Raw genomic sequence first — 18,419 nt, 5'->3', positions numbered from 1 at the left:
CATAGCCGTTGGATGTTTACTTTTTTAGTAGTCGAGAAAGTTCTTCTTCTACAAAGCCCATGACGACTTCTTTGGAGTCCTCCGTTTCAATAACGGTTACAGGAGTTGCAGAAGCGCCGAGGTCGATCACTTCTTTCATATAGGCATCGTTTTTACGGATATCTCGTTCTTCAAAAGGAATCTCGTTTGCTTTTAGCCACTCTTTTTCTGCAAAGCATGGAGGGCATGTTTCTTGTGTGTAAAGTATTACTGTCTTCGCCAAAGGTCTATGCCTCCTTTTTCCAAATACATCTTTCATAACCATTAGTTTACTCTTTTTTCTTATATGACACAAATATTTTATAACATGAAAGCGAACGATAGAAAATAGGACAAAAAGCATGGAGGATCAGCGTGGTACAGCATAATGAGAATATTATTCAACATGTTCGGAAGCTTACGAATTCACAAAATCGTGATAATATTTCACGTACCGTAAGCTATGCCACATTTTTTAAAAACAACCCTGAGATCAGGTGGGCGATGCTCGCTAGTCTTGTTTCAAGAAATGCAGGCTACAGCATGTGTGACTTAAAAGGGGATTGGTTGCCTAGGCTGTTGTCTAAAGATACTAGAAAGCATTTATTCCTAACCTATGAACGCGCAAACTGGCTAATCTTTCAGGATGCATATCCCCAGCTTTTGATCTATGAGTATTCGAAAAAACAAGATGAGCCATGTTTTCATCTGCTCAGATATTTTGGTGTTTCAACATTTATGGTGATGGAGTGGGAAAGGTTTTGGAAAGAGAAAGATCTGAAGCGAATTTGCACGTCCCTAATCATTAATGAACAACACGTGATCGAAAAGCCTGTGATAAAGGATGGGTTTTATAAACAGAGAATTTTTTCAAAAATGCCGTTTCTTTTACAAGATTATATGCATTTTAGTACCGTGCTTTTTCCTGTCGAGAGTGGAGAAGTGATAGGAATATCCGTTCATGGATTTAAAAAGACGAAAAATAGGATCGAAACAGGGAAAAAACTATACACCATTATGTTTGAATCAGAGTGGAGTGAAGAGATTCTTTCTTTTGCAGATAAAGTCACTCACACGGGCTCAAGACATGATTTTGAAACCTACATCTATCCAAGTAAAAAAAGAGAAACCCCGTTCTTACGGCTGGCGTTTCCAGTCATCGACCATCACAGATCGAACACAAGAGATTGGTACCGAAAACGTGTAAACACTGAACAGTTTTATGAACCTGTAAAACCAATGCACCGGGTTGTGTTAACCGATTGGTATAAACAAAAGCAAAGACAGCTAAAAATAGGAATTCTCTTAAAAGAATGGATGTTTCATGCATGAAAAAAGACGGCTTCTGATGAGCCGTCTTTACTTTCATTATGTGCTAGGGATATCTGGGCCGTTCAGTTTTTTGTCACCATAACCTGAACTGTTCTTTTGCTCGCTTTTTTGAGTACCAGTTTCTTCTTGGTTCGTATATTGATCCTGCTGTTTTTGCTGTTTGCTGTCTTGGTTCATGTTGGCACCTCCTTTTTGTATCACCTGAACTTCTCTTAGTTTTGGAGTTGTTGCGACTGAATATACAAACAATCAACAAATTGAGTGTCGAATTTGTAGTGATTCCGTTGTATTCCACTTTCTTTGCCGAATGAAAACTAGTTTTGTCAGGTGTGAAGGGGATGGAGAGATGAGGCTCGAAAATAGTACTCACAAGAAAACGGGGAGGGATTCATGATGGAAATGGTGTTGATGAAAACCAAAACGGTCTCTGAGGAACTAGGGGTGAATCCAACAACAGTTCAGCGTTGGGTCAGACATTTTAACATTCAATGTGACAAGAACGAGCACGGTCATTATCTGTTCAAACAAGATGACATCGATCAGTTAAAAGAGATTAAAGCACAGCTTGATAACGGACTTTTGATGAGTGATATTCAAGTTCAGTCGATGCATTCAACAGAGCAAACAATGGAACTACCAACCCAATTTGAAGAAAAGTTCAATCGCTTAAATGCGGCCATAGATGCGCTAGAGAAGAAGGTCGAAGAAAAAGCAGATAGCGTTGTGTCTTATCAGATGCTACAGCACGCGACAGAGCTTGAAGAACTCATTAAAAAGATGGAAAACATGGAAGCTCGTCTGCAAGATTTAGAAGTAGCACTCCTGAAGCAGGATTATCCAGAAGAGCGACTATACGTAAAAGAAAAATCAAGAAAGAACTGGTTCGTCAGTTTGTTTACTCTATAAAATTGATGGGTAGTTGATTTCCGTTACAGGATGCTCGCTTTCCGAGGGGCGACCGGTGAGCCCCTTGCCGCTTTGCGCCCTTAAGTGTCTCACCTGACCGCTCGTCCCGCAGGAGTCTCGTACCTTACACTCCAATCAACTTTCAATGAAGCTAAAAACATACAGAACCATCTATCTGGTACTAAATAGATCGAAAAACAAATCAAAAAGTGTAAGTCTCTTCATTCTTTGGTAGGATATAAAGAATGGGGGGACTTTTTTTATGGACCATTTATATACATTAACAACCGAGCTAATCGCTGATATAGATGAAGCGTTTCATATTTATAAGACAGAAACCAAAACGAGAGAAACAGAAGCGGACTTTTTTACAGAGGTAAAACCATTTGCCGACCGCATCCATTTTCGCGTAAAAGACTGGGAGCCGCTCGCGAGAGACTGGGTGCTCGTCAATAAGCCTAAATATCTGTACCCGATTCAGATCAACACCGCTGCTGAAAATATAGGCTATCTTGGTGTTTACGTCTTTCAAAAGAAAATGAAAGATAAACGAATCACAGAAATGGTGAAATCTGTTCTCTATGTATTGAATCAGCTAAAGAATCAAATGGCGGAAGTCGAGAATAAATAATTTCACGTACCGTATTTAAATATTGTTTTTAAAAATAGGGAGAGAACAAGATGTATCATCCATCTGTTTATGATAATCTAAAGGTTGTGCTCGAAGGAGCAGTATATGACCTAGATTTTTCAGGAGAAATTGAGATCATTAATCGTAAAGACTTAATGGATCAAGCTATTATAGAAAGAAATTATTCGATTGACTTTGTAGTTTCAGCGATCGGAGAAGCGATGAAAGGGACTATCACCTTAACTTCAAATCTAGAAGACTTGGCTATGGAAAAGTTGAACGATAACCCTGAAGGAGCAGGCAGTAAACTTTCCTGCGTGATCGAGACTCCGGTTTATGAAATAGAAACAGATTGTAAACAGCTTCAATCCATACTGAAAAAATGGGGAAGCGGAGATTTAAAAGGTGACATTCAGCAAAAACTTACTTATATATATGGCCAACCAAGACACGTATTCACCAACACGATCTCTATACAACTTCAAAAGCCGGTTTCTGAAGAGGAACCAGAGCGAATTTCATCTGTACTTGAAGAGTTAATAGCGTCAATAAAAGAAATGAATGAATATTTTAAGGGGTATAAAAAATGACACAATCGCTACAGAATTTTCCGGAATTTATCCGAAACGCTTGGAACAAAAGCGGGTTTTCAGCATTTACAGACATTCAAGAACGATCAATACCTGAGCAGCTAGAAAACAAAGATTTAATCATTGAATCTCCAACTGGAACTGGTAAGACTCTTGCTTATGCATTACCAGCACTATCAAAGTTAAACCCAGAAGTAAAGAATGCTCAAGTTCTTTTTTTAGCACCAACACGAGAACTAGCAATGCAAATTTACGATGTATGTCAAAAGTTTACCGAAAACAGCGGATTAAGCGGGGCATCTCTCATCGGTGGGGCTAACATGCAGCGTCAGTTAGATAAATTAAAAAAGAAACCGCAATTTATCGTAGGTACACCTGGGCGAGTAAAAGAATTAATCCAAAACAAAAAACTTAAAGTGCATGAAGTAAAAACCATTGTGATCGATGAAGCCGACCATATTATTGAAGCTGGGTTTAACGGTGACGTTGAACAAGTAATCGCAGCAACGTTAAAAGACCGTCAGCTAGTATTCGTATCCGCTACGATCAATAACAAGACAGAGGACTGGTCAAGAAAATTAGCCGTAGCACCAGTTATCGTTAAAGTAGAAAAAGACTTAGTGAAGAGTGAAGTGACGCATACGTTTATGGTGTCTGATTACCGTGATAAAGTCGAAAACTTACGCAAGCTGATTCGTCACACACCTGGCATTAAAGCGATGGTCTTCATCAATAGTTCAATGAAGATGGATGAGTTCGCAACAAAACTTGAGTACAAGAAGATTAAGCTAGGTGTATTAGCAGGTAATTCAACGAAACAAGATCGTCAAAAAGTCGTTAACGATTTTAAGAATGGAAAGATTCCTGTTCTTTTAACAACCGATGTCGCGACACGTGGATTGGATATTCCTGACGTTACACACGTGGTTCATTTTGAAATGCCAGAAGACGTAAAGCAATACGTTCACCGATCTGGAAGAACGGGACGTATGGGGAAAGAAGGTACAGTCGTTTCGTTAGTAACAAAAGCAGAATTAACGTCTGTGAAAAAATGGACGGCGAAGATGAACGTACCTCTTCAAAAGCAGCTTCTAGAAAAAGGACAAGTCATCGTAGAAGAAGGTGCTAGTAGAGGACCATCTACTAAACGCCCTGCACCGAAAAATGAAAAAAGCATGCAAAGAAAGTCTGACGGATCTAAAAAAAGAAGATAGTTGCAATTAAAAGGATTTTTCATAAATCGATAGAATTCTTTCTCTAAAGGGGAGAGATACGTTTGGAAATCACTGAATTTCTATATCAAATTATACCAGTCAGAGCAGATTTAATGGAGAATCAGACCGAAGAGGAACAAGAAAAGCTTCAATCTCATTTTTTGTACCTTCAAGATTTGTTAGAGAAGGGAAAATTGGTATTGGCTGGACCGTGTCTGGATGCTTCTTTTGGAGTTGTTATTCTTCAAAATACTCATGAAGTAGAAGCACGAAGCATCATGGAGAATGATCCAGCGGTTAAGGGAAAAATCATGACTGGAAGCCTATATCCTTTTCGCGTTTCTTTAATAAAGAAATAACACGTTTCTTAGCACTGTAACCATTGGTTGCAGTGTTTTCTATATTAAAAGGATATCAAGACAAATGCAGAGAATACAAATAACGATTAATAAAGAAGATTTTCTGGAGGCGTGTTAAATGATTGGGTTACTGAATGTTGGAAGTCTCGTATTAGGGTTAATCGCTTGGATTTTGCCAGTTGTAAATTTATTACGGAAGAAAAACAAAAGCTGGATGATGTTGTCTACCATTAGTATCTGTGCCTGTGCAATTTCATTGTGTTTTCAAATATTTTATACGTACCATAAGGTGTTGATTGAGGATTGGAGTGCCCTTATGGATACGATGTATGCAACTGCGTCTGTTTCAGCAGCACTCTTAATCGTTACAATCGTTTTAAATGTTGTTACACTGATTGTTTATCGTGATAAAACAGCAAGGTAGATTAAAAAAATGTAGAAGATGATACAAAAGGGAAATTTAAGCGAAATCAATGATGATTCCCTTTTTCTTTTTGACTTTTCTTTTCATAATACTCATACCTTAACTTGCGTTGACGAATTTGTTCCACTTGCCAATCTACTATTTTAACGATCAATACCAAGATAATAATAGGTAATCCTAAATATACAAATAAGGTTAAAAAAAGATCTAAGTAAGTCATTCCCATACTTTAAACCTAACCTCCAGTCATTCTTTAATAATACAACCTAATTTTACCATTAATAATTGTAATATTAAGGAAGTAAAAATATAATCATAATATTAACTTTTAAAGAACGACTATTTATTTGAAAGAAAGGTGGAATGTTATGTTTTGGTTTTTAGCAGGTATTGCACTTTTCATAGTAATGATTGTGTGGTTTGTAGTATTCAGAGGACAGCATGATTTTTATTTAGATCAAAAAGAAATTTCAAGTAATAATTCTATGAAGCGCTTTGTGAGGTACGGTACTATTGTTCTACGTGCTAAAGATGATTAATCCTACACTACATTTACAGGAGAATAAGATTCCAAGCTAACCAATTCAATCACAAAAAACCGCCCATTTTTTACTTCTGATCGGTTTTTTAAGCCTTTTTTCGTTGTAGAGAATTCCTTACCACCAAACGTTCCGATAAGGCTGAACGTGCGGAGTTTCAGGATGTTGTTGAACATACTGCATCTGCTGATATGTTTGATTATGATTTGAATGGTAGGTATATTCAGCGTTTCGCTGACAGTTCGTGTAAGGCCCAATATAAGTAGAAGGTTGAACAGGTGCAACGGTTTCTTTCCATTGATTCTCATCAAGACAATACGTATGGGCCATTACATTGGCAGGGGTGAATCTCAGTATATCTGAACCAAGAACAACTTGAGGAGTCGGTGCATTAAAAATTGCTAGAATATGAGTGTTATCTTCTAAAGCAATTTCATAGTGCCACCATCCTTGAGGAACATTGGCTACTTGGCCTGGTGTGATCTTGAAGTTCAATAACTGTTTTGTAAATGGATTAAGAATTGATACTACAACAGAGCCTGAGATACAGTATACAAGTTCAGCAGCATTCTGATGATAATGAGGCTCAACTACATTGCCCGTACTCATAAATATATCTAATAACGATACGTTTTCTAAAGTATTCAACTGGTTAATACCCAATACATTAATATAATTTTGGCTGTCTTTTTTGAACAGAGGACTCGTATTTACATCAAACGTATATTGAGTAGAGGGAGATGTATAATCCATATATGATACCATAAGGTGCTTCACCTCTTCATAGGCGTTTGCCCGACTTTGTAAGTATGGTATGCAAACACAAATAATTGGGTGTTTACTTAAAAGCTCCCTTGAATTGCTAGCGATATTAGGATTAGTTATTTGTAATTACGAAAGTCCCAATTATAAAAACAATGCCATTGGAGATCAGTGAAAGGATCAGACCAATAACAGCTAGAATCTTTTTCTCTCTTCTTTTAAATAAGGTGTAGCCACATAGCAGTAATGACAGAGGAGAACCAATACCTACTGTATAGATCAGAAAGCTGCCTCTTGTACTATACATGGTCAGAATTAATAATAGTGGAACCAATAAAGAAGCATAACTCAACCAAGAAAAACGTTTATTTTTCTCACTTCTATCCCTATACCACGCAAAAATACCTATTAATAAACCTAAAAGCATAAGTAGGATAAAAATTAAATCCAAAGAAATCCCCTCGATTCAGAAAAATTTTCAAGCTTTTTCCATCCAGCATTATAGCATATATTGGAAAAAATAATTGTTAAATTTTAGTATTTAAATAATAATAGTTAAAGAAGGGGTATTTGTCATAAAACAAATAAAAATAAATAGACAATATTTTTAATTTAGGAGGAGTAATGATTCTTATAAGAAAAGGGATAGCTGCTATTGCTACTAGCTTCATTATGACCTTGATAAATATTGCGATTCTCGGTTTAGAGTTTAGTATTTTTATAGCGTTTTATTTAGTTCCATTCGTCATCTTATATGGATCCTTTTCGTCCATGTTGTCTGATTACATGATCAAGTGGGTACATCCATCTTTTAAGCTTTTATTATCGGGTGTTATTCATATTCTCTTTGGTTTATTTTTCTTAGTTTATATTTTGATACGTGAACATGGGTATTATGATCTGGAAAACATAGTATGGAATATAATTTTCATGCAAACAATACTTTGCTCTTTATTCTTTTGGATGATTGACGAAGTGTTAAAGAGAAAGGCCGTAGTGATATGGTTTAAAGAGAAGTTGACTAGAATTGGTGAGTTGAGGTTATAAATGAAGGGATCCAAATGTTGAGCTTTTACTTCAAACAAGGATACACTCCTAAAGGACCATGTGAAAAAGGGGATAGTCACAATGACAAAGACAAAAAAGCTAATTGGAGGCATATTATCGGCAGCTGTTGCTTTAAGTGCCTGCAGTTCTAGAGAAGATATAGCTGTTCAAGATGAATCAACTTACACTGAAGATGAAACGTCTTATTCAGAAGAGCCAACCTACGATGTAGCTGTTGAAGAGGAGATTGACCTAGATCATTTGCAATCTCAATATCCAGATATGGATTTAGAAGCAATGGAGAATTATATAGAAGAAAACGGACTGGAATTTCAAGAGGATGAGCTTATCACGTTCTTAGATGATGTCTATGAAAACGGGGAATCTACTCTGGATTCCAACTATTATGCCAATGAAAGCTCGTTTCCGTGGTGGATATTCTTGTTAGCAAATACAACCAAAACGAAACCTACAGGTAAAGTTAACTTTACGAAACCAGCTACAACTGCTCCTTCCACAGTTAAACCAGCAACAAAGCCGAGTACGAACGTGACAACAACTCCTTCATCAACAGGTTCAGGCTTTGGATCAGGAAGTAAGTCGTCTGGATCTTAAAATGTCATACTCACTTTACTCACTTTGTAATCTCATACATATACATATCTCTTAAACCCATCATTGATGGGTTTTTTATAGTTTTACTTCGTTCAGTGATTGACGGTAATTTTATTAAATGATAGAATTCGATATGTAAATCGTAATGATTACGCTTAAAGCGAAAGTGAGGAGGGCAGCACTTTAATAACAATCAGAAGGGCGAGCATAAAGAACACCTTGTACAAAGGTGTCGTAGATCATAAGATCACTTCGCTTCTTAATGTTCATGATTACTTGATACATAGGTATTATTTCTCCATCTTTCAATAAAACTTCAAGCATTAAATTTTTTTTTGATATTTAAACCGTAATGATTACGATTATAAACCAACAATAGGTAAGGAAGGTAAATGAATGAGAAATTATAAAAATATTTTAGTAGGAATGTTATGTTTGGTTCTTGTATTCATGGCTGGTTGTTCAACCACACAAAATAGCTCAGAAAAACAAGAAGAAAAAGAAAAGAACGTTAATATGATTTTCAGTTTTAAAGCAGCTAACTTAGATCCGCATACTGGCTTTATTCCTATTCGTGCTGGACTTACTGAAACGTTATTAAAACTGGATGATAAATCGAATATTGAAGGCTGGCTAGCTGAAAGATGGGAAACAACAGATAACGAGAAGTGGGTATTTGAAATTCGAGATGATGTAAAATTCCAAGATGGTAAAAAACTTGATGCTGAATCTGTCAAACAATCATTAGAAAGAAGTATTGAAGCGAACGAATCGTTAGGTGATTCTCTGAAGATTAAATCTATGGAAGCAGATGGACAAGCACTTACCATCCATACGACAGAGCCCTATCCTGCACTTCCATCCGAACTTGTAAATCCTTATACATCAATTGTAAACATGGAAGAAGCCAAGAAGGATGGAGAAGAAGCGTTTAGAAATAACCCAATCGGTACAGGTCCATTTAAAGTAAAAGAATTTAAATCCAATCAATTTGTTGAAGTTGAAAAAAACGAAGACTATTGGGCTGGAGAACCGAAACTGGACTCAGCCAAAATAAAGTTTAATGAAGACGCTAACGTAAGAGCACTTGCCCTACAGTCAAAAGAAGCTGATGTTGTGTACAATCTCCCTGCCGAAAGTCTAGATACGATAGAAAAGGATAATAAATTGAGAGTTGAATCCATTCCTGGACTACGAGCGCATTTTGTTCTATATAACAGTCAAAGTAAAAATGTTAAAGATTTAAAGGTTAGACAAGCTCTAGACCTCTTGATCGATCGCAAGAGTGTTGTAAATGACATCATGCTAGGACACGGTCTTGAAGCTAACGGTCCATTTAACAGTACTTTACCGTTTGGGCTAGATGAAGAAGTTTCAGAATTGAACGTGGAAAAAGCTAAAAGCCTTTTAACTCAAGCGGGCTACAAAGAGAATGCAGAAGGTTTAATGGAGAAAGACGGTAAACCGCTAACTCTTGAACTAGTTACGTATAAAGCTCGTCCAGAACTACCTTTAATCGCACAGCTACTTCAATCTGACGCAAGTAAAGCAGGAATCAAAATCGATATAAAAACAGTTGAAAATGCTGATACGCATCTAGTTGAGAACAAGGATTGGGATCTAGCGACGTATAGTAACAATACCTCTCCAAGAGGAGACGGAAGCTACTTCTTTAATACTGCTTTCACAGAAACAGGAGCGTTAAATGTTGGGAAGATCAACATTCCTGAACTTAACACTATAATTGAAAAGTTAAATAGAACGACAGATTTAGACGAGCGTACAAAGCTGACACAAGATGCGTCTAAGGTAATCAACAAAGAAGTTGCCCATAGTTATGCCGTTTATCCAAATATCATTATTGGAATGAACAAACGCATTGTGAACTGGGAGCCTACAGCAGAGGAGTATTATATTCTAACACACAATATGGATGTGAAATAATGTGCTTACGATTATAAAGAATAGGGTTATTCAGCTAGTTGTTGTTTTATTCATTCTATCCCTATTTACGTTCACATTAATGAAGATGGCACCAGGTGACCCGGTTCTTACCATTCTAAATGCCGATGAAATGGTCGTAACAGAAGAAGATCAAGCTGAGCTTAGAAATAAGCTTGGCTTTGATCAGCCTCTGTATGTACAGTATGGCAAATGGATGTTCAACCTCATGCAGCTTGATCTAGGTAAATCATACATGTCCGGGAAACCAGTTATTGAAGAACTGTTAACGCGCATACCCATTACTGCGGAACTTACCTTTTTTGCAATGACTATCATGCTATGCATTACCGTTCCACTTGGCGTGTGGTCTGCAAAATATGTTAACAAATGGCCCGACCAATTAAGTCGGATTTTAGCATTAATCGGAGCATCGATACCTAACTTTTGGCTTGGGCTCATCTTAATCTATCTCTTTGCGTTTAAATTAGGTGTTCTACCTTCCTCAGGAATCGGGTCCTATTCTCAAATCATCTTACCTGCCTTTACATTAGGTTTTACGTTTGCAGTAGTTTACGCAAGGCTGCTTCGAGCAGGCATTTTGCAAAGTTTGTCTGAGGACTATATTTATGCAGCAAGAGCAAGAGGTGTCAAAGAATGGAGGATTCTATGGTTGCATGCGTTTAGAGCTGCTGTTCTTCCTGTTCTGACCATTTTCGGCTTAAGTTTAGGTAGTTTCTTAGGTGGGGCAGTAGTAGTTGAAATTTTATTTTCTTGGCCGGGATTGGGAAGTCTTGCCGTTGACGCTATATTTAACCGAGACTATCCGGTTATCCAAGGATATGTATTATTAACTGGAGTATTTGTAGTATTAACAAATCTCTTTGTTGATTTATCTTATTATGTGATCGACCCTAGAATGAAACGAAAAGAGGAGGCATTATGAAGATGAATATTCAGATGCCTAGAATAAACCGAGTTCCATTTTTCTTTAAAAATCAAAACTTACTGATTCAGTGCGGGATCATATTTTTTATTATCATCACTTTGATCACATTGATTGGACCGTTTATCGTTCCGAATGATTCCCTTACAGCGAATATGTCTGAACGGCTTGCCCCACCAAGTTCAACATTTCCTCTAGGAACTGACCATATGGGAAGATGTATATTTTCAAGGCTCATAGTCGGTGCTCAGTCAACACTAGGAATAACGGCACTAGTTGTTGCAACTGTTGCACTCATCGGTATTCCGATTGGTCTCGTGATCGGTTACATTGGTGGTCGATTGGATACAGTGTTTATGCGTGTAGCAGATGGTATACTTGCTCTTCCCGAATTTATTCTAGCGATTGCGATCGCTGGATTCTTAGGACCAAGTTTGACGAATCTCATGATATCGATTGTTTTTGTTAAGTGGATTGCTTATACAAGGGTCGTAAGAAGTATCGTGATTTCTGAACGAAACAAAGATTATGTCCAAGCAGCAAGAGTTGGGGGAAGCTCCAGCTGGAAGATTATAAGAAGACATATGTTTCCGCAAATTGTTTCTCCTGTACTTGTTCTAGCTACCCTGGATATCGGTAAAGTGATCCTTACAATCTCTTCTTTATCTTACCTTGGACTAGGTGCGCAGCCTCCAGCTCCAGAATGGGGGGCGATGTTGAATGATGGAAGACCTTATTTTCAGAGTGCGCCAGAATTAATGATCTACCCGGGTTTAGCTATATTCTTTGTGGTATTAGCATTTAACTTATTGGGTGAAGGATTGCGAGACAAATGGGATGTTAAAAGTCGATAGAGAGGAGGTTTGCAATGATTGAGAACAAAACGACAACAACTTGTGAAAATAATCTGCTTGTTGTGGAAAACCTTTCAGTGAATATGCGTAACAGCAGGGAAAAGTTAATTTGTAATCTGCATTTTTCAATTCCTCAAGGTGAAGTTTTTGGCTTGGTCGGAGAGAGCGGCAGCGGAAAAAGTTTGACGGCTACCGTGATTTTGGGAATGCTTTCTAAGTCGCTGGAAGTTACAAGCGGATCTGTTAAACTAGGTCAATCAGAGATTACATCGTTGAGTGAAAGAGAGTTAAGAAAAATACGTGGTCAAGATATTGCTTACCTCTCACAAAACTATCAAAGCTTCTTCACTCCATTTATAAAAGTTGGAAAGCAGTTTATTGAAATTATACGATGTCACACTGACATGAGTAAAAAAGAAGCAAAGAAAGTGGCTATTCATTGGCTGGACAAAGTCCACTTACCAGCAGAACGTGTATTTAACAGCTTTCCCGATGAGCTAAGTGGCGGACAATTACAGAGAGCTTCTATCGCATCAGCCATTATGTTTCGGCCGAAACTGATCATTGCAGATGAACCAACGACAGCTCTAGATGTGTTAACAGGAGAAAGAATATTAGATCTTCTTTGTGAGCTAAAAGAAGAGTTGAACTGTTCTATACTTTTAATCTCTCATGACTTAAAACATATTATAAACCGGACAAACACAGTTGGTGTGATGTATGGAGGAAATATTGTAGAAATGGGGAAAACCAGTGCAGTAGTTTCAGAGCCTATACATCCTTATACGAAACTATTACTTCAGTCGAGACTTAAGCTAAATAAGCATATCCCACACGTATTACCGACTATGCTTGGTGAACCTGGATTAGTAGCTAAAGAGGGTTGTCCTTTTTCTAAAAGGTGCCCGAGTGTAATGAAGTCCTGCGATAAAGTAGTACCTGTGAATACTTTGAACAACCACCATTTTGCCGCTTGTCATCTAGTGAATACAGAAAGGGAAGAACAGTATGTTACACGTTAATTCAATCTCCAAGACGTATCATTCAAAACCAGCTTTAAGTGATATTTCCCTCTACGTTAATGCAGGTGAAAGCATAGGGATTATTGGAGAGAGTGGTAGCGGTAAGAGTACACTTGGTAAGATCATATTAGGGCTAGAGAAGCCTGATCAAGGAGAAGTCCATTTTAGAGGGAGTAACCTGCACACGCTAAAAGGACAAGCATTAAAAAACTTCAGGTGTCACCTTCAAATCGTGTTTCAAGATCCTGCCGGGTCATTAAACCCTAAACTTCCTGTGTGGAAGTCTGTGGTTGAACCGTTAGAAAATTATCCAGACGTTATCCCTTCTTTCTTAAATGAAGTCCGTCACGATCGTAAGAAGATGGCAGAAGTCTTGTTTCAAAAAGTTGGCCTGTCACCTGAACTTATAGAGAGATATCCACACCAACTAAGTGGTGGGCAAAAACAAAGAATAGCTGTAGCTAGGGGAATTAGCTTAGAGCCAGATTTGCTGGTCTGTGATGAACCAACCTCTAGCTTAGATGTTTCTGTTGGTGCACAAGTACTAAATCTGTTAAAAAATTTGCAACGTGATTTGAACCTTTCTATTCTTTTTATCTCGCATGATATTGCTGCTGTTCAATTCATGTGTGAACGAATTGTAGTGTTAAAAGAAGGGATCGTAGTTGACACATTTATAACGAATGAACTCTTTTATCAGTCTCGTCATCCCTATACGAAAATGCTTGTAGAGATGAGTATGGAACAAGATCAGCAATAGAAGTGAACCAACACTAATAAAGAGAAAGTGCTGGTCTTATTTGTTTTGGGAGGATGAACGTCTTTGAACCATTCAAAGTATCTTGGATTAGCACTACCGCTGATTCTTACAACCATCACGACTCCTCTGCTAGGAGCAGTAGATACGGCTGTTGTGGGGCAGTTGGATGATTCGTCTTACATAGCTGGAGTAGCAGTAGGGACTATAATCTTTAATACCATGTATTGGCTGTTTGGATTTTTGAGAGTTAGTACATCTGGATTTGCAGCCCAAGCTCATGGAACCAAGAATGAGGAAGACATCCTACGTTCATTAAGTAGACCTTTGCTCTTAGCACTGAGTATAAGTGCATGTTTAGTAGCACTTCAATATCCGATTAAAGAACACTTTTTGCCGCTTTTGACATCCGATCCCGTCGTTCAGTCTCTAGCAACAGATTATTTTGCGGTCCGTATATGGGGTGTACCTTTTGGACTGCTCAACTATGTAATCATAGGATGGATGATGGGACTAGCTATGATTAAGAAGACCTTGTTCCTTCAAATGTACATGAACTTAACGAACATTGTACTTGATATACTTTTTGTTAAAGTCTTCTCATGGAGTGTTGCAGGAGTTGCTGCGGCTACATTGATTTCGGAGGTATCCACTTTTGTAATCGGTCTTTTTATTGTTTGGAAAGCGATTCCCGCTAAGCAACTTAATAAGATCTACCAAATAAAAGCCATCGATCTGTCTTCTTATAAAAGAATGATGAGGATGAACAGGGATTTATTCATTCGAACATTATGCTTATTAATTGTGTTTAATGTTTTTACGGCAAAGGGAGGCACGTATGGTACGGAAACACTTGCGGCGAACGCTATATTGATCCAGATTCATTACATCATGGCATATATGTATGATGGATTTGCCAATGCTTCAAGTATATTAACAGGTAGAGCGATAGGTTCTAAGGATAAGACACTCTATCAAACAACGATCAGACTCACTTTTCAATGGGCATTCATCTCATCGCTAATTATCTCTAGTGTATATTTTTTATTTAAAAATCAGATACACCAACTGTTTACCTCGATACCTGAAGTACTTCATGAAGTTAGTACATACGAAGCTTGGATTATAGGTTTTCCGCTCGTTTCCAGCTTTGGAGTTGTACTTCATGGAATTTTTGTAGGAGCAACAGAAGCCTCTTCATTACGAAATTCTATGATTCTAGCTTTACTCGTTTTCTTAGTTTCTCTTATCTTAGCAGCACGTTTAGATAATCATGGATTATGGTTAGCCTTTATTCTTTTCAGTTCCGCTCGATCGTTGTTCTTGATTTTACATGTGCCAAAGTTAACGAGGACAATAGGATTTCATGAAACTCGTTATGGTGGAGAGAGTAAAGTATTATAAACAAATAAATGAGGATTCACCAGAACACGGGGCATCAATAAAGATGTCCTGTATATTTTTTCTTACACCCTTGTAATACGATGTACATCGTATTACAATATAATTAGAAAATATTGGAGGTTGAACATGGATAAAGAACTTTTGAAGGGGAGCATAGAAATATTGCTTCTTTCACTTTTAGTTGATCGAGATAGTTACGGTTACGAGATGACAAGAAACTTAAGAATATTAAGTAACGAAGAATTTTCCATGAATGAGGGAACACTTTATCCTGCTTTAAAACGGTTAGAGAAAAAAGAGTGTGTGACTTCTTATTGGAATCACGGACCTGACGGTAATCGGCGTAAATATTATTCTTTAACAACAACTGGACGAAAAATCCTAACGGAAAAGCGAAAAGATTGGAAACAAATTAATGAGCTTATGGATAAAACGTTGGAGGGGTTGTTATGAAAAATTTAGATCAATATATTGCTGTAATCGTAGCAGGTCTTCCATTAGAAGAAAAAGAGGAGATACAAGAAGAGATAACACAGCACATAAATGAACACATGAATGAGCTGATGATAAAGGGATACTCAGAGCAAGAGTCATTACAGATGGCCATAAAGGCATTCGGAAACGAGAAGAAAATGAATTGGGAAATGAAAAAAGCAGTCTATCCTTTTTATAAGATTTCACGTTTTCTTTGGAACACCGTATTTGTTACCCTCATTTTTTGTCTGCTTTCCTATTTTATCATGGAGCATCACAATCCAGGAGCCGATAACATAGCACCTTTATCCAGTGTTTTAGGAGGTTTCTTTATTATTTTCTTCATAGCTGGGATGGCTGAACTAGTTTATGAAGCCATACAATTAAGCTCAGTGAAGATGAAATACATAATGAATCCATGGGTATTCTTTTTTACTCCCTCAATTTTTATTGGTGGAATAATGTTTTTAGCTTACTTTCAGAAACCAGAACAATATCAGAATGGATTATGGGTTGATCTGTTGGTTGTTCCAATTGGTGCCTTTTTCTACGTGATATCCAGACAAATTTTCAAGCAGCTTTTCAATCGATCAATCTAGATAGCAACTGAAAAAGGAGTAGGAGCATCATGAGACGATATTTAAATGTGATAACAGGAATACTTTTAGTTGTTTTGTTAACTGCTTGTATTGCAGAAGACTATGATGCTGGGCCGCCAGAGTTAAGACTTAGTGTCAAAGAAGACTTATATGGCTTAAAAGAAGCAAACGTTGACTGGAAGACAGAAGACAAGGAATTTAAGAGTAAGGTAGATGACTTCTTATCTCTGGGCAGTGAACAAAAAGAAATCACACTTTCACCTAATCAATCAGCTGAATTAATCTTACTTGAAAATAAAGAAGATGGTGGAGAATATACGAACGAGACAATTAAAGTATCCTTATGGAAGGGCAACGAGGAAATAGAGTTGACGACTAATTCATCAAATAATTACTCATTTTCCTTTCCTAGTGATCCTGGTGAATATGTCTTAGAGGTAGATTTTCGTACAAACAATGGGAGTTCACAGTATGTGGGGAAAATCATACTGGAATAACCCAATGTATGATTTGAGGTGTGAAAATGGGGAGAATCCAAAAATATCTACTTTATTTTGTACCAATTTATTTAACATTAATTGCTTTTGACTTTTTCAGATATCAAGAACTGATGTTATTAGAAAATCTCATTATTCCCTTGCTTTATGTAATGGTTGTCTTCTTTTTAGATTGGTCAAAACCAAAAGGGCAGGAAAACAAAAGCTAAATACCTTTTGGGAATTTTTTTGCAGGTAATGTTGTTACTTACTTGAATGTATAGGGTAGGTTGTAAATGAAATGGAGGGATTCGTATGACAGAGAAGCATTCTGTAATGGCTGAAGCTCAACCTTTTTATTTTGAAGGCAACAAAGTGGGAATATTAATTTCTCATGGCTTTACTGGTTCTACACAAAGTATGCGTCCTTTGGGAGAGGCATACGCAAAGGCAGGTTATACAGTCTGTGGTCCGAGGCTGAAAGGACATGGTACCCACTATGAGGATATGGAAAAGACTACATATCATGATTGGATAGCTTCCATTGAAGAAGGTTACCAATGGCTGAAAGAACGTTGTGACACCATTTTTGTAACGGGTCTCTCTATGGGAGGAACACTTACGTTATACGTTGCAGAAACATATCCAGATATTAAAGCAATTATTCCAATCAATGCAGCAATTGACATTCCCGACATGGAAAACATGCAACACTCCAACATCCGTTTTCTTGACGCAATAGGTTCAGATTTAAAGAATCCGGATGTGACAGAACTTGCCTATGACAAAACTCCGGTTCAGTCTTTAAAAGAAATTGTACTGTTAATGAAAAAAGTAAAAGAAAATCTTCATACTGTCACATGTCCCGCGTTAATTTTTGTTTCAACAGAAGATCATGTTGTTCCACCTGAAAACTCTCAAATCATCTATGATTCCATATCATCCCGAAACAAACAGATTATACATTTAAAGAACAGCTATCATGTGGCTACACTCGACAATGACCAACAACTAATTATCGATGAAACACTTAAGTTTATAGACAAAATACGGAATAAAATAAACGCATAATGTCACTGGAAAACCCGAACGATAATTTTAGATTCGGGTTTTTTCATACAGATTTATTTATACATGTTTGCCGAATTGGAAGGAGAAAAACGTACTGTGGTTGTTTCTCCGAGCTCTATTTGTAAATTTTCTGAAAGAGTTTGACCAAGTTGATTATGCTCAGCCTCAAGAACTAGACCATTCTCACATAATTCATCATTGTCCCAATCTATCCATTTTCCATACTGCATAGCCCAATTCATCACACTCTCTCTTAGCTCTTCAGAGATGGGTAATTCATCAATGTCTAAATTACATTCGCACTGATTACACCAAATAGGATCAGCACCGACATCTGCTTCTAATTTTAATTCAAAGATCTTAGGCTTATCGCAAAAACATTCCATTTACAGCACACTCCATCTAACGTTTGATTAAAAGTTCCTTATACATAATAAT

General features: G+C 37.3%; 25 protein-coding genes. 20 read left to right on the top strand and 5 right to left on the bottom strand.

Annotated elements, in window-relative coordinates; all coding sequences use genetic code 11:
- Positions 1-16: 16 nt before the first annotated feature.
- Positions 17-262: a glutaredoxin family protein gene (locus I5J82_RS09080; protein ID WP_144699448.1), complete on the bottom strand. Its 246-nt coding sequence runs from the start codon at positions 260-262 to the stop codon at positions 17-19.
- A gap of 131 nt (positions 263-393) precedes the next feature.
- Between I5J82_RS09080 and I5J82_RS09075 the strand changes: the two genes are divergently transcribed.
- Positions 394-1,350 carry a DUF2515 family protein gene (locus I5J82_RS09075; RefSeq protein WP_332873646.1) on the top strand — a complete coding sequence of 319 codons (957 nt, stop codon included), beginning with the start codon at positions 394-396 and terminating at the stop codon, positions 1,348-1,350.
- Positions 1,351-1,386: 36 nt separating this feature from the next.
- Here the strand turns inward: I5J82_RS09075 and I5J82_RS09070 are convergent, their stop codons facing one another.
- Positions 1,387-1,527, bottom strand: a complete 141-nt coding sequence (locus I5J82_RS09070) for a hypothetical protein (RefSeq protein WP_198767596.1) — start codon at positions 1,525-1,527, stop codon at positions 1,387-1,389.
- 216 nt (positions 1,528-1,743) lie between these two features.
- Between I5J82_RS09070 and I5J82_RS09065 the strand changes: the two genes are divergently transcribed.
- The 7 genes from I5J82_RS09065 (at position 1,744) to I5J82_RS09035 (ending at position 6,013) form a co-directional block, all read left to right on the top strand.
- Complete coding sequence (locus tag I5J82_RS09065; protein ID WP_198767595.1) at positions 1,744-2,256, top strand: MerR family transcriptional regulator; 513 nt, start codon at positions 1,744-1,746, stop codon at positions 2,254-2,256.
- Between the two features lie 262 nt (positions 2,257-2,518).
- Entirely contained in the window at positions 2,519-2,887 is a 369-nt protein-coding gene (locus tag I5J82_RS09060; RefSeq protein WP_198767594.1) for a YppE family protein, read from the top strand.
- 50 nt (positions 2,888-2,937) lie between these two features.
- Positions 2,938-3,477 carry a hypothetical protein gene (locus I5J82_RS09055; protein ID WP_144699456.1) on the top strand — a complete coding sequence of 180 codons (540 nt, stop codon included), beginning with the start codon at positions 2,938-2,940 and terminating at the stop codon, positions 3,475-3,477.
- Positions 3,474-4,691, top strand: a complete 1,218-nt coding sequence (locus I5J82_RS09050) for a DEAD/DEAH box helicase (RefSeq protein WP_198767593.1) — start codon at positions 3,474-3,476, stop codon at positions 4,689-4,691. Before I5J82_RS09055 ends, I5J82_RS09050 begins: the two co-directional genes overlap by 4 nt.
- Before the next feature lie 62 nt (positions 4,692-4,753).
- Complete coding sequence (locus I5J82_RS09045; RefSeq protein WP_198767592.1) at positions 4,754-5,050, top strand: YciI family protein; 297 nt, start codon at positions 4,754-4,756, stop codon at positions 5,048-5,050.
- 118 nt (positions 5,051-5,168) lie between these two features.
- Positions 5,169-5,474 carry a hypothetical protein gene (locus I5J82_RS09040; RefSeq protein WP_198767591.1) on the top strand — a complete coding sequence of 102 codons (306 nt, stop codon included), beginning with the start codon at positions 5,169-5,171 and terminating at the stop codon, positions 5,472-5,474.
- Between the two features lie 368 nt (positions 5,475-5,842).
- Positions 5,843-6,013 (top strand): hypothetical protein, encoded by a 171-nt coding sequence (locus I5J82_RS09035; protein ID WP_198767590.1) that lies wholly within the window; start codon positions 5,843-5,845, stop codon positions 6,011-6,013.
- A 117-nt stretch (positions 6,014-6,130) separates the two neighbouring features.
- Here I5J82_RS09035 and I5J82_RS09030 read toward each other — a convergent pair whose 3' ends face one another.
- Complete coding sequence (locus I5J82_RS09030; protein ID WP_198767589.1) at positions 6,131-6,778, bottom strand: cupin domain-containing protein; 648 nt, start codon at positions 6,776-6,778, stop codon at positions 6,131-6,133.
- A gap of 112 nt (positions 6,779-6,890) precedes the next feature.
- The gene (locus I5J82_RS09025; RefSeq protein ID WP_198767588.1) at positions 6,891-7,226 is read right to left on the bottom strand and encodes a hypothetical protein; all 336 of its coding nucleotides are present in this window, start codon (positions 7,224-7,226) and stop codon (positions 6,891-6,893) included.
- Between the two features lie 173 nt (positions 7,227-7,399).
- On the opposite strand from I5J82_RS09025, the gene I5J82_RS09020 reads away from it, so the two are divergent.
- The 12 genes from I5J82_RS09020 to I5J82_RS08965 all read left to right on the top strand — a co-directional run bounded on the left by I5J82_RS09020 (position 7,400) and on the right by I5J82_RS08965 (position 17,981).
- Positions 7,400-7,822, top strand: coding sequence for a hypothetical protein (locus I5J82_RS09020; RefSeq protein WP_198767587.1), 423 nt, complete (start codon positions 7,400-7,402; stop codon positions 7,820-7,822).
- Between the two features lie 81 nt (positions 7,823-7,903).
- On the top strand, positions 7,904-8,437 hold the full coding sequence (locus I5J82_RS09015; protein ID WP_198767586.1) for a hypothetical protein: 534 nt from the start codon (positions 7,904-7,906) through the stop codon (positions 8,435-8,437).
- A gap of 396 nt (positions 8,438-8,833) precedes the next feature.
- Positions 8,834-10,381: a nickel ABC transporter substrate-binding protein gene (nikA, locus tag I5J82_RS09010; RefSeq protein WP_198767585.1), complete on the top strand. Its 1,548-nt coding sequence runs from the start codon at positions 8,834-8,836 to the stop codon at positions 10,379-10,381.
- Position 10,382: 1 nt separating this feature from the next.
- Entirely contained in the window at positions 10,383-11,324 is a 942-nt protein-coding gene (gene nikB, locus I5J82_RS09005) for a nickel ABC transporter permease (protein ID WP_332873645.1), read from the top strand.
- Entirely contained in the window at positions 11,321-12,178 is an 858-nt protein-coding gene (gene nikC / locus I5J82_RS09000; protein ID WP_233096447.1) for a nickel transporter permease, read from the top strand. The genes nikB and nikC overlap by 4 nt, the downstream gene beginning before the upstream one ends.
- A 14-nt stretch (positions 12,179-12,192) precedes the next feature.
- Positions 12,193-13,200, top strand: a complete 1,008-nt coding sequence (locus I5J82_RS08995; protein ID WP_198767584.1) for an ABC transporter ATP-binding protein — start codon at positions 12,193-12,195, stop codon at positions 13,198-13,200.
- On the top strand, positions 13,187-13,960 hold the full coding sequence (locus I5J82_RS08990; RefSeq protein ID WP_198767583.1) for an ABC transporter ATP-binding protein: 774 nt from the start codon (positions 13,187-13,189) through the stop codon (positions 13,958-13,960). Before I5J82_RS08995 ends, I5J82_RS08990 begins: the two co-directional genes overlap by 14 nt.
- Before the next feature lie 63 nt (positions 13,961-14,023).
- Entirely contained in the window at positions 14,024-15,361 is a 1,338-nt protein-coding gene (locus I5J82_RS08985) for an MATE family efflux transporter (RefSeq protein ID WP_198767582.1), read from the top strand.
- A gap of 126 nt (positions 15,362-15,487) precedes the next feature.
- Complete coding sequence (locus I5J82_RS08980) at positions 15,488-15,814, top strand: PadR family transcriptional regulator (RefSeq protein ID WP_198767581.1); 327 nt, start codon at positions 15,488-15,490, stop codon at positions 15,812-15,814.
- The gene (locus tag I5J82_RS08975; RefSeq protein WP_198767580.1) at positions 15,811-16,434 is read left to right on the top strand and encodes a permease prefix domain 1-containing protein; all 624 of its coding nucleotides are present in this window, start codon (positions 15,811-15,813) and stop codon (positions 16,432-16,434) included. Before I5J82_RS08980 ends, I5J82_RS08975 begins: the two co-directional genes overlap by 4 nt.
- Before the next feature lie 29 nt (positions 16,435-16,463).
- A complete protein-coding gene (locus I5J82_RS08970) occupies positions 16,464-16,931 on the top strand; it encodes a hypothetical protein (protein ID WP_198767579.1) in 468 nt (155 codons plus the stop codon).
- Positions 16,932-17,225: 294 nt separating this feature from the next.
- Positions 17,226-17,981, top strand: a complete 756-nt coding sequence (locus I5J82_RS08965; protein WP_198767578.1) for an alpha/beta hydrolase — start codon at positions 17,226-17,228, stop codon at positions 17,979-17,981.
- A 53-nt stretch (positions 17,982-18,034) separates the two neighbouring features.
- On the opposite strand, the gene I5J82_RS08960 is transcribed toward I5J82_RS08965, so the two are convergent.
- The gene (locus tag I5J82_RS08960; RefSeq protein WP_198767577.1) at positions 18,035-18,367 is read right to left on the bottom strand and encodes a hypothetical protein; all 333 of its coding nucleotides are present in this window, start codon (positions 18,365-18,367) and stop codon (positions 18,035-18,037) included.
- Positions 18,368-18,419: the final 52 nt, after the last annotated feature.

Source organism: Fictibacillus halophilus (genome assembly GCF_016401385.1).
Taxonomy (GTDB): domain Bacteria; phylum Bacillota; class Bacilli; order Bacillales; family Fictibacillaceae; genus Fictibacillus; species Fictibacillus halophilus.
Note: the sequence above shows the minus strand (reverse complement) of the source record. Positions and strands in the feature narration are given on the sequence as shown.